Consider the following 11,796-nt stretch of genomic DNA (forward strand, 5'->3'; position numbering starts at 1 on the left):
AGACATGCCATTTTAATCTTAGCCCACAAAAACATCGGGCAATTATGCAGGTTGGCCGGATATTTCGAAAAGGCTTGCGACGTATTCATCCATATAGACAAAAAGCAATCCGTCACACGCGAAGAGGAAGAAAAGTTGCGTAGTTACAAACAAGTGAAAGTAGTTTCGCGTGAATATGACGTGAACTGGGGCGGCACAAGCGTATTGGAAAGCGAAATGCACCTGTTGCGTATGGCTGTGCAACGCAGCGATGCCGATTACTTCCATCTTATCAGCGGACAAGACTACCCAACTCGTCCGTTAGATTATTTCCTGGAGTTCTTTGACCGGAATGCGGGAAAAGAATACATCGGATACCTGCATTTGCCGCATCCTAACTGGGAAGACAATACTTTCCGCCGACTGCAATATTATTATCCATACGACTATGCCGCAGGAAAAAGGAATCCGCGCGAGGTGGGTCAGGGAACAGGTAAGGCAACAACAGGCCAAAAGGGCAAAACGCCCCATTCCCGATGAGTTCGACCATCTGTACGGCAGTTCGCAATGGTAGTCCATTACCCGAAAGGCTGCCACCACCTTGTTGGACTATACCGACCGCTTCCCCTCGCTTTATGGCCGGATGTGGATGACTTTCGTGCCGGAGGAATGTTATGTGGCCACCGTACTGGTCAATCTGATGAACAAGGAGGACATCGTGCCTTGGAACCACCGTTTTATCCGTTGGAAACATGAAAACGGCAACCGGTCGGCCAATTTGGGATGCGAACACTTCCATTACCTTTTGGAAGACGAATACCTTTTCGCACGAAAAATCGAGCTGCCATGCAGTACGGTGCTATTGGACAGGATAGACCGGTATCTGTTACAAGATAAGGATATTCGTCTGATGCCTACCGGAGGTTGGAGGTATGACGGTTTCCTGAAATACGGGCATGACAAGAAGTTTTGCGATTTCGTCACGCAAATGTGGTGGGACATAGGGGCAAGGACGGGAATAGACATGGGTGCGGTGCCAGTTATTACGTATCGCAATGGAGAAGCCGCGGACTTGCGTTTGCCGGATATGACGCGAATCCCCACACTCCGGATTTGTCGGGTATGCTCCTGCCCGAAGGGGAGGCTGCCTGCGAAGTGGCAGACCTCACGGAAGAACTGGACATCCCTACCCCCTTTGACATCGTGGTATGCAAGGACGTGCTCCCGTATATCCCGGAGGAATCGGTATCCACGGCCATAGGTAACCTCGCACGACTGTCGTCGCATTTCATCCTGTTAAGTTGGAACGTAACGGACTCCTTGGCCACCCTCCCCCATAGGAACATGACGGACGGAGACATCATCCCACATTTTGAAAAGGAAGGTTATACCGTAGAAAAGTATATGACGGCCAGGCTGCACGTCGTTTTAAAAAGGAAAGACTGCTGTGTGCTCACCCGGCAAAACCTGCCACTCATCGACTACTAAGAAACTGTGATATCCCATAAAGAAAGGAGCAGCCCACGTGCCACAGAATGACACATTGGCTGCTCCTTTCTACATATACTGTCAGGCATTCTTGATATAATCCACAATCCACTGCCCTACTTCCGTCGTCCCGTAACGCTCCCCGCCTTCTACCTGAATTTCCGGCGTACGTACATTGGCATCCAAAGAAGCATTCACAGCCTTGCGAATCAATGCGCCTTCTTCCTTCAAATCAAAGTACTCGAACAGCATGGCCACGGAAAGAATCTGGGCCAAAGGATTGGCGATGTTCTGCCCCTTGGCTTGCGGCCAAGAACCATGGATAGGTTCGAACACTGGCGTATGCTCACCCGTGGAAGCCGACGGCAACAAGCCCATGGAACCGGTAATGCAAGAGCCTTCGTCGGTCAGGATGTCGCCGAAAGTATTCTCCGTCACCATCACGTCAAAGAAACGCGGGTCTTGAATCATGCGCATGGCGGCATTGTCCACGAACATATAATCGGTCTCCACTTCAGGATACTGCGGAGCCATCTCCTTGGCCACCTGACGCCACAGCCGGCTCGATGCCAACACGTTGGCCTTGTCCACCACCGTCAGGTGCTTGCGGCGGCGCATCGCATATTCGTACGCCACGCGAAGGATACGTTCGATTTCCGGACGCGTATAAGCGTTCGTGTCGTATGCCTTTTCATCATCTTGGTACTTCTCTCCGAAATACATGCCGCCGGTCAGTTCGCGGATACAAATGAAGTCGGCACCGCGCACCAATTCGTCCTTCAACGGCGACTTGTGAATCAGGCAATCAAAAGTCTCCACCGGACGGATATTGGCAAACAAGCCTAACTTCTTGCGCATGGCCAGAAGTCCTTGTTCGGGACGTACCTTGGCCGTGGGGTCATTGTCAAACTTAGGGTCTCCCACGGCCGAAAACAATACGGCATCGGCATCCATGCAGACTTTAAACGTTTCTTCGGGAAACGGGTCACCCACTTTGTCGATGGCTTCCGCGCCGCAAAGTGCATATTGGTAACTTACGTGATGGCCGAACTTCTCGCATACGGCATTCATCACTGCAACTCCTTGTTCCGAAATCTCGGGGCCTATGCCGTCACCCGGCAATACGGCAATCTTTAAATCCATAATATTCAGTTTATATTCGTTATTTCAATCATCAAACATGACTCTCCACGTCCTTATAATCTCCCTCGATGAGGTTCAGCAACTTCACCGTGGCCTTGATGGCTGCTTCCGTCTGGTCGGCATCCAGACCGCGCGTACGATATACCTTCCCGTTCCAGTTCCATGTAATGACAGCCTGTACCAAAGCATCCGTCCGCCCACCCGGCGGAATACTCACACTGTAATTGGCCAGCCACGGGAACTTCCGCGAAAGGCGGTTCTTATAGATATGACGGGCAGCACGCATGAAAGCATCGAACTGGCCGTCGCCGGAAGCATTCTCTTCATAAGCCTCCCCGTTGATTTCCAGCTTCACCTGTGCCATCGGTTTCAAGCCGTAGGCTGTGGTGACCATATAACTCAACAAACGGACATGCTCCTCCACCGTATCATGTTTCAGCACATCTGACACGATGTAAGGCAAATCCTCCTGTGTCACCAACTCTTTCTTGTCGCCCAACTCAATGATACGTTCCGTCACTTTGCGGGTCTGTTCGGGCGACAATTCCAAACCCAATTCCTCCAAGTTCTTGAGGATATTGGCCTTCCCACTGTTCTTGCCCAAGGCATACTCCCGCTTACGGCCGAAACGCTCGGGCAAAAGGTCGTTGCAATAAAGGTTGGCCTTGTTGTCCCCGTCGGCATGCACACCGGCCACCTGCGTAAACACACTCTCGCCCGTAATCGGACGGTTGGGCGGGATAGGGATGCCGGAATAGCTTTCCACCATCCGGCTCACTTCGTTCAACCGGCTCTCGTCGATGCCTGTCTGTGCATTGAACTGGTCTTTCAATATCGCCTGCACACTGGCCAACGGGGCATTCCCGGCCCGTTCGCCCAAGCCGTTGACCGAGGTATGGATACCCCGGCAACCGCCCAACACGGCAGCCAGCACATTGGAAATGGCCAAGTCGTAATCGTTATGGGCATGGAAGTCGAAATGCACGCCCGGATAGCGTTTCACCATCTTGCGGATGTAACCCAACAAATCCAATGGATTCAGGATGCCCAACGTATCCGGCAACATGAAACGCCGGATTTTCGTATCTTTCAAAGCATCCATCAATGCAAAGACATAGTCCGGCGAATGCTTCATGCCGTTGCTCCAGTCTTCCAGATAGACGTTTACGGCAATGCCCAGTTCTTCGGCATAATCCAAAGAACGACGGATGTCGGCCACGTGCTGCTCCAACGTTTTCTTCAACTGGTTCGTGCAATGGTTCTCCGAACCCTTGCACAACAAATTGATGTTCTTACACCCACAAGCATGAATCCAATCCAAAGAAGCGTGTCCGTCCACAAACCCCAAAACTTCCACCCGGTGGAGCCGCCCGGTCTGGCGCGCCCACTGGCAAATGCTACGCACCGCATCCACCTCCCCCTCGGATACCCGGGCCGAAGCCACTTCTATGCGATCCACGTTCAGGTCCTGCAACAGCGCACGGGCTATCATCAACTTTTCATGCGGCACGAAACTTACGCCACTGGTCTGTTCCCCGTCGCGCAAGGTCGTGTCCATGATTTCTATCTTCACAGGATTCGCTTCCATCCTTATCAGGCGTTACGACGCTCCCAATCCTCTATCTTTCCTTTGTTTTCCAACAGGAAGTCGATGTCGTCGAGCGCATTCATCAAACAATATTTCTTATACCCGTTGATTTCAAACTTCTCACTATGCCCCGTGGCCTTATTGGTCACTGTCTGGTTCGGCAAATCCACCTCTACCTGCATCTTCGGGTCGGCTTCGATGGAAGCAAACAATTCGGCCAGGAAGTCCTCGCTGACCACCACAGGCAACACAAAATTGTTCAATTCGTTGTTCTTGTGGATGTCGGCAAAGAAACTGCTGATAACGACCCGGAAACCGTAACCGGCTATTGCCCAAGCCGCATGTTCGCGACTGGAACCGCTACCGAAATTCTTCCCGGCCACAAGAATCTCTCCCCCGTAAGTAGGGTTATTCAATACAAAATCCTTGTTCACCGTCCCATCGGCATTGTAACGCCAGTCACGGAACAGGTTCTCACCGAAAAAGCTCTCTTCTCTTGTCGTGGCTTTCAAGAAACGTGCCGGAATAATCTGGTCGGTATCCACATTCTCCAAAGGAAGAGGCACACATGTACTTGTTATGATATTGAATTTCTGTTTCATAGCTCTATTACATTAATGTTCGCGGATCGGTTATCACTCCTGTCACGGCTGCGGCTGCGGCCACCAACGGACTGGCCAAAACCGTACGCGCACCGGGACCTTGACGTCCTTCAAAATTACGGTTGGAAGTGGACACGGACAATTTCCCTGCCGGAATCTTGTCGTCATTCATGGCCAAACAGGCCGAACAGCCGGGCTGACGGAGCGCAAAGCCTGCCTCCTCAAACACCTTGTCCAAACCTTCGGCCTTAATCTGGTCGGCCACCATCCATGAACCGGGCACCAACCACGCCACCACACGGTCTGCCTTCTTACGTCCCTTCACAATGGAAGCAAAAGCGCGGAAATCCTCGATGCGCCCGTTGGTACATGCCCCGAGGAATACATAATCCACCGGTTTGCCCAACAGCTTCTCGCCCGGTTGGAAACCCATATAATCCAAGGACTTCAGGTATGACACACGCCCGGCTTCAGGCACCGTGCCTATCGCCGGTACACTTTCCGTAATGCCGATGCCCATACCCGGATTCGTCCCGTATGTGATACGGGGTTCAATTTCTGCCGCATTGAAGGTCAGTTCTTTGTCGAACACGGCATCTTCCCCACTCTTCAAGGTCTTCCAATAGGCCACGGCTTTGTCCCAGGCTTCGCCCTTCGGAGCATATTCGCGCCCTTTGATGTACTCGAAAGTCACCTCGTCCGGAGCAATGAAGCCGCCACGGGCACCCATTTCAATAGAAAGGTTACACAGCGTCAAACGTCCTTCCATGGACAAATTACGTACTACGGAACCGGCATATTCCACAAAATAACCGGTAGCCCCCGAAGTCGTCAACTGCGACATCAGATAAAGCGCCACGTCTTTGGCTGTCACTCCCTTCCCTAATTCGCCTTCCACATTAATGCGCATGGATTTGGGCTTTTGCTGCAGGATGCACTGGGATGCCATCACCATCTCCACTTCGGACGTTCCGATGCCGAAAGCCACGGCTCCCATGGCTCCATGTGTAGACGTGTGGGAATCGCCGCACACAATCGTCATACCGGGCAACGAGAGGCCGCGCTCCGGCCCCACCACATGGATGATACCGTTCTTCGGGTTCATCATGCCGAAGTGGGTCAAACCGAAGTCGGCCGCATTCTTGGCCAACGTGTCCACCTGTGTTTTGCTGACAGGGTCCTCTATCGGCTTATCTTGGTCGTGCGTCGGAGTATTATGGTCCGGCATACAATAAATGTGGTCGGGACGGAAACATTTCAAGCCTCGGGCACGCATGCCGGCGAAAGCCTGCGGGCTGGTCACCTCATGACAGTAAAGCCTGTCGATGTACAGTTGTTGCGGCCCGTCTTCCACGTACTGTACGACGTGTTTATCCCAAATTTTGTCAAACAGAGTATTTGCCATTGTCGTCTTGGATATTTATTTTTTAAATTTGTTGATACAATCAATATAAGCTTCCACGGAAGCCGTCACGATATCGGTATTGGCTCCGAAACCATAATACACATGCCCGTCGTATTCCACTTGCATGTGCACCTTGCCCACATCGTCCGACCCTTTGCTGATGGCCTGTATGGTGAATTCTTTCAGCACCATCTGACGTTTGATGATGTTCTTCAATGCCGATATGGCGGCATCCACAGGACCATTTCCGCTGGCCGAGGCTTCGAACTTCTCACCGGCGATGTCCAATCCGATACAAGCCACAGACTTGACACCCATTCCCGTAGTGACTTGCAAATAGTCGAGTTTCACGGCATGGGCGGCAGCACGGTCGGCACCGGCCAACATCAGGATATCGTCGTCGTTCACTTCTTTCTTCTTGTCGGCCAACTTCAGGAATTCCTGATAAGTCACGTCGAGACGTTCGCCCTCCATTTCCACGCCCAACACGCTCAAACGGTGTTTCAAAGCCGCCCGTCCGCTACGTGCGGTCAAAACGATGGCATTGTCATCAATACCCACATCCTTGGGATCCATGATTTCGTAGGTCTGCACATTCTTCAGCACACCGTCCTGATGAATTCCGCTAGAATGGGCGAAGGCATTACGTCCCACGATGGCTTTGTTGGGCTGTACCGGCATGTTCATCAGGCTAGACACCAAACGGCTCGTAGGATATATCTTTTGGGTGTTGATATTGGTATCAATACCTATTCCTTTATGGCATTTAAGAATCATGGCCACTTCTTCGAGAGAGGTATTCCCCGCACGTTCACCAATGCCGTTAATGGTGACTTCCGCCTGGCGGGCACCGTTCATGATTCCCGCAATCGTATTGGCCGTAGCCATACCCAAATCGTTATGGCAATGTGTGGACAAGATAGCCTTGCCGGCCGAAAGACCGTCCACATGTTCCATCAGATATTTGATTTTGGCCCCGAACTCCTGAGGCAGGCAATATCCCGTAGTGTCGGGAATGTTCACCACCGTCGCACCGGCCTTTACCACGGCATCTACCACACGGGCCAGATATTCATTGTCCGTACGCCCCGCATCCTCGGCATAGAACTCCACGTCCTCCACGTAGCGTTTGGCATACTTCACGGCTGCCACGGCACGTTCAATGATTTCCTCACGGTTGGAATTGAACTTATATTTAATATGGGAATCCGAAGTCCCTATGCCGGTATGTATCCGCTTGTGTTTGGCAGCCTGCAGAGCCTCGGCTGCCACATCGATATCTTTCTGCACCGCACGGGTCAACGCACAAATCGTAGGCCACGTCACCGCCTTCGAAATTTCTATCACCGAATTGAAATCGCCGGGACTGGATACCGGGAAACCGGCCTCTATCACGTCCACTCCAAGTGCCTCCAACTGGCGTGCCACCTGAATTTTCTCTACCGTGTTCAACTGGCAGCCGGGAACTTGTTCCCCGTCGCGTAAGGTCGTATCAAAAATAAATAATCTGTCGCTCATATCTTTCCGTTTTATAATCTACTAAAAAATAAGCCTTTCTCACCGGGAAGTGGGAAAGGCCTTGTATTTTTTACACACTACAACTACGCACAGACCACACTTCCCACCGCAAAACGCAGTCGAATATCCAACATGGCCAATAATGTAATCGTTGTACCCATTACTTCTTCCTTTTTCATTATTCGACTGCAAAGATAAAAGAAATTATCAACCCGAACAAATAAATTAAAAGGAAAAGCATTATTAAACTATTATATTATCATTAAAAAAGACCTGAAACAAGATTCTTCACCATTAACCTATCTATATTGTTGAACCTGTTCCCGTTTTTACCTCAAAAAACTATTTTCACACACAAAATTTCCTTCGGCATTCTTACAGGTAACCGTAATCAAAAACCATTCAACTCCAACCTTAAAAAGGGAAATTCCCAACAGGTTCAACAGTAATATATACGGAAGGACACTCTATAACAGTAATCCTTCCGTATACACCATGACTTTACTTACGCAAATCCCTCTTGCACGGTGACTCATCCATAAAGAGATAGCTCTTTTGGTATCCGCCGCAATCCACTACTATTTTCTCGAATACAATTCCCGGATCTAAAGGTTTCAAGATAAGCAACTGCATCCCGTCCGCAGATGGAGGAACGGCAAGTTTCACAACCTTCTCCACAACCCTACGAGCTACCGTAGGGTAAAACACATTATACACATTTTCCGGCTCCTCGTTCAAATTGGCATTGAAATTGACCACCGTCTCTTTACCACCTTCGAAACCGACGGAATACTCGTGTCCTTTTACATCATGAAAAGCCAGCGTAGACTTGACAACGACATGTACGTTGACTTCCGAGACGTTCTCCGGAATGGCCATCTTATAAGTAAGCGATGCCCCTTCCACCCCTTCTGTATAAGGCATCAAAGCTACACCACTCAGAGTACGCCCCAAATAAGGTATGGCCGTCCAATCTGCTGTTGCGGCAGGCTTTGCCTCAAAATAATGCTCGGCTTCCATAGACACCACGCCGTACTTGCCCGTAAAAACATAGCCACCTTTTTGCTGTTCGGGATTCTCTATCCGGAAAACCTTAGGCATAATATCAGCACGAAAGTTATCATTCCACGAAGTATATCCTATATGTTTCTGCACCATCATGTTTTTCCATTTCCCACCCGACATCACATTGTTATAGTCATCACATAACAAAGAATCGAACTTAAAGGCCTGTGCCACCTTATCCGCCCAAACGTTAGCTTGCGGATTGTTCTCCTCATATAACTTATGGTTCATAGCTTGCGCATAATACATCTCATAAAGATTAGCCATGGCTTGCACCGGAAAAAGGATCAACTGCTTGTAGGCATCATGATATTCCTGCGGCAAAGACAGATATTGGCGAAGCGCATCGGCCTCCAACTTACGGTATTCATCAGCCACCTGTTTCCACTCGCCGGTTTCTATATTATAAGTATGGCAATCCAACATTTCCGGAGTCACACGCCCATTGTATTTGCTATAAAGGTTGAGAATACGCGCAGCTTCATCTGCCTGTTCTTCTCCAAACTGTCGGGCACAAAAACCACGCGGATGCTCCAACAGGTTATCTGCCGTATACCGTTTCGGGTTCCAAGCCATATCCAAGAACAAAGTAATGGGATACTCCATGGGTTTCAAATCCCCTACATTAAGAATCCATAATTTATCCACACCGTAATCATACGTCAACTGCAACTGCTCCCACATGTTCTGTATGGGAGTCACATTCAACCATTTTGAATTTCTCGGTGCACCGACATAATCCACATGATAATACATGCCCCATCCTCCGGGACGTTTGCGTTCTTCCGCATTGGGCAGACGACGCACATTTCCCCAGTTATCATCGCAAAGCAACATTATCACATCATCGGGTACACGCAGGCCCATGTCATAAAAACGCTGTACCTCTTTATATATGGCCCACACTTGCGGCCGTTCATCAGCAGGTCTGCCAGTCACATCCCTAATGATTTTACGCTGATTTTTAATTACCTTCTCAAGCAAGTTCATATTATATTCGTCACGGTTGACATACTCGTGGTCTGCCCCTTCCTTTCCTCCCATCGGGGCATCACCATCTCCACGCATACCGATAGTTATCAAATCTTCAGTATCTTTCGCACGCTCTATTCCTTCACGGAAAAAACGATCAAGCACCTTTTGGTTCGTCGCATAATCCCATACCCCGTACTGCCTACGTTTACGCGCCCATTCCTGATGGTTGCGTGCCATCGGTTCATGATGCGAAGTTCCCATGATGATCCCCATGTCACGGGCGGTCCTGCTGTTTTCGGGATCATCTGCATAGAAGTTCCATGACCACATGGCCGGCCACATAAAGTTCCCCCGCAAACGAAGAATCAACTCAAATACCCGAGCATAAAAACGGTGGTCTCCATAATTGGTCCCATAGGTATGCTTTACCCATCCAGTAAGGCAAGGGGCTTCATCGTTCAGAAATATGCCCCTATACCTTACAGCCGGTTCGCCGGCCGTATATTCACCACGCTGAATATACAGGTTCTTACGCTGCACCACAGGCACATCTGCCCAATCATACCAGGGAGACACCCCTATCTGTTCTGAAAGTTCATATATGCCATAAATCGTTCCCCGCTTATCACTGCCGATAACGACCCATGCCTCGTCTACTCCATCAAAAGGACGAGAAACAGCTCTCATCAAATACTTCTCACGTTTACCTTCCAATGAAGTTATATCTATCTTTTTCGTCTTTACGAGTTCCTTGACAAATCTGCTCTCCAAAGAACCAACCACAATCAAACGCTTCCCCTTTACGGAGTGGAGAAGTTCGGCCTGCATTCCCGTCACCTTACGGAAATCATCTTGTAAGTTTTTCGCAGCTATGGCAACTCCGATGTCATCTTTTTCATCCAATAATATCGGAGTAACCTCCCCACCCTCAACCAACGTAAAACAATCAGCGGCAGGCTGCCCAAAAGTAATCCCCTTGTTGTCGATAGCCCAGGCTGAACCTATCAGCCAACTCACCGCCAATAATACCATTAACATTCTTCTTTTCCGCATAACCATAAAATCTTATTTGTTTTCAATCATATTGCCATTTTCCCCTAAAAAATCCATTGCAAAGAAACAAACAAAAATCAGAAACTTCATAAAATAACTATTGCGAATATTTTAGCGTATGTAACATCTACCACTTTTTCTTGCAAAAAGCCAATTCCATACATTAAGGTAACAATGCATATAAATTCTTCACTTACATAGAACTGAATTATAAAATAAATATCTGGATATAAGACAAGAACAGGATATACCGGTAGGTTTAGAAGAAAGGAAAGAATGTAACATCAGGTTACATATTCAAAAACGAAATCAGATTATAGTTAAAAAAGACCAAAGCCTACAGTTATCCCAACTAAAATAATACAGTATTCATTCAAACCATTATATAACCACCCCTTTTAAACAGAGATAGCAAATACTTATCATCTCCATCCTTCCGTAAAATCCCCAAATCATGTTTCATTGGTGCCAAAGATTGTGAAAGATGTTTCTTCTCCATACTTTTACACCAGAAGCCAGATAATCCAATGAATTTTTAGTCCCCGCATTCATAATGCAGACCTGCAATGTAGAGATATTGCTTAATATACCATCCAGACAATGACATAATTGGACGATGCTAACGTCGCTTATTCGCTACCCAAAGACAAGCAGGATGTGAACTTTCAGGAACACCATAAAAGATGTCTACGAGTTTGTCCAAACCATTTCTGCCAAAGGACATCATTGTGTCCTGAAGGCCATGGACAATTACAGTGCGTTGCTCATTTACCTGCTTTCAGAGGCCGGGATAACCCGTCAATCTTGAGAAGCCCGCTGAAGATAAAACAACTTTGCCCGTATAATGCTTATCACCACCAAGACAGATGAGATGGATACACAGTTCATCGCCTTTATCAAAAAAGCGGATGGGCCGGGCCACGTCACCTCCACCCGTTGAGCTAAATATACCCCAAATACATTCTCTCTACACAGTGGCT

The 11,796-nt window shown here is 48.8% G+C and carries 9 protein-coding genes and 1 pseudogene; 4 read left to right on the forward strand and 6 right to left on the reverse strand.

The features are described 5' to 3' along the window. The 3 genes from HMPREF9442_RS16730 to HMPREF9442_RS07290 form a co-directional block, all read left to right on the forward strand. Positions 1 to 519 (forward strand): beta-1,6-N-acetylglucosaminyltransferase (locus tag HMPREF9442_RS16730; RefSeq protein ID WP_008626926.1); only part of this gene is annotated, 519 nt, incomplete at its 5' end. Between the two features lie 61 nt (positions 520 to 580). After that, positions 581 to 1,240, forward strand: coding sequence for a hypothetical protein (locus HMPREF9442_RS16735; RefSeq protein ID WP_008626928.1), 660 nt, complete (start codon positions 581 to 583; stop codon positions 1,238 to 1,240). Continuing rightward, the gene (locus tag HMPREF9442_RS07290) at positions 1,198 to 1,467 is read left to right on the forward strand and encodes a hypothetical protein (protein WP_253271058.1); all 270 of its coding nucleotides are present in this window, start codon (positions 1,198 to 1,200) and stop codon (positions 1,465 to 1,467) included. The genes HMPREF9442_RS16735 and HMPREF9442_RS07290 overlap by 43 nt, the downstream gene beginning before the upstream one ends. 81 nt (positions 1,468 to 1,548) lie before the next feature. On the opposite strand, the gene leuB is transcribed toward HMPREF9442_RS07290, so the two are convergent. From leuB to HMPREF9442_RS07320, 6 genes are all read right to left on the reverse strand, one after another. Then, on the reverse strand, positions 1,549 to 2,610 hold the full coding sequence (gene leuB, locus HMPREF9442_RS07295) for a 3-isopropylmalate dehydrogenase (protein WP_008626930.1): 1,062 nt from the start codon (positions 2,608 to 2,610) through the stop codon (positions 1,549 to 1,551). 31 nt (positions 2,611 to 2,641) lie between these two features. Next, complete coding sequence (locus tag HMPREF9442_RS07300; RefSeq protein ID WP_008626931.1) at positions 2,642 to 4,198, reverse strand: hydroxymethylglutaryl-CoA lyase-like TIM-barrel protein; 1,557 nt, start codon at positions 4,196 to 4,198, stop codon at positions 2,642 to 2,644. A 5-nt stretch (positions 4,199 to 4,203) separates the two neighbouring features. After that, positions 4,204 to 4,800: a 3-isopropylmalate dehydratase small subunit gene (leuD, locus tag HMPREF9442_RS07305; protein ID WP_008626932.1), complete on the reverse strand. Its 597-nt coding sequence runs from the start codon at positions 4,798 to 4,800 to the stop codon at positions 4,204 to 4,206. A 7-nt stretch (positions 4,801 to 4,807) separates the two neighbouring features. After that, complete coding sequence (gene leuC, locus HMPREF9442_RS07310; RefSeq protein ID WP_008626933.1) at positions 4,808 to 6,205, reverse strand: 3-isopropylmalate dehydratase large subunit; 1,398 nt, start codon at positions 6,203 to 6,205, stop codon at positions 4,808 to 4,810. A gap of 15 nt (positions 6,206 to 6,220) precedes the next feature. Beyond that, on the reverse strand, positions 6,221 to 7,723 hold the full coding sequence (locus HMPREF9442_RS07315) for a 2-isopropylmalate synthase (protein WP_008623078.1): 1,503 nt from the start codon (positions 7,721 to 7,723) through the stop codon (positions 6,221 to 6,223). A gap of 501 nt (positions 7,724 to 8,224) precedes the next feature. Beyond that, complete coding sequence (locus tag HMPREF9442_RS07320) at positions 8,225 to 10,816, reverse strand: glycosyl hydrolase 115 family protein (protein ID WP_172634397.1); 2,592 nt, start codon at positions 10,814 to 10,816, stop codon at positions 8,225 to 8,227. Between the two features lie 616 nt (positions 10,817 to 11,432). Between HMPREF9442_RS07320 and HMPREF9442_RS16975 the strand changes: the two are divergent. Beyond that, positions 11,433 to 11,708: pseudogene (locus tag HMPREF9442_RS16975) on the forward strand (IS110 family transposase); the annotation flags it as partial. Between the last annotated feature and the right edge of the window lie 88 nt (positions 11,709 to 11,796).

This window comes from Paraprevotella xylaniphila YIT 11841, from assembly GCF_000205165.1.
Classification (GTDB): Bacteria; Bacteroidota; Bacteroidia; order Bacteroidales; family Bacteroidaceae; genus Paraprevotella; species Paraprevotella xylaniphila.

What these genes read in the sequence shown, in the direction of transcription:
- leuC (WP_008626933.1), bottom strand. Translation starts at nt 6,205, where the DNA reads ATGGCAAATACTCTGTTTGACAAAATTTGGGATAAACACGTCGTACAG.
- leuB (WP_008626930.1), bottom strand. Translation starts at nt 2,610, where the DNA reads ATGGATTTAAAGATTGCCGTATTGCCGGGTGACGGCATAGGCCCCGAG.
- HMPREF9442_RS07300 (WP_008626931.1), bottom strand. Translation starts at nt 4,198, where the DNA reads ATGGAAGCGAATCCTGTGAAGATAGAAATCATGGACACGACCTTGCGC.
- HMPREF9442_RS07320 (WP_172634397.1), bottom strand. Translation starts at nt 10,816, where the DNA reads ATGCGGAAAAGAAGAATGTTAATGGTATTATTGGCGGTGAGTTGGCTG.
- HMPREF9442_RS07315 (WP_008623078.1), bottom strand. Translation starts at nt 7,723, where the DNA reads ATGAGCGACAGATTATTTATTTTTGATACGACCTTACGCGACGGGGAA.
- leuD (WP_008626932.1), bottom strand. Translation starts at nt 4,800, where the DNA reads ATGAAACAGAAATTCAATATCATAACAAGTACATGTGTGCCTCTTCCT.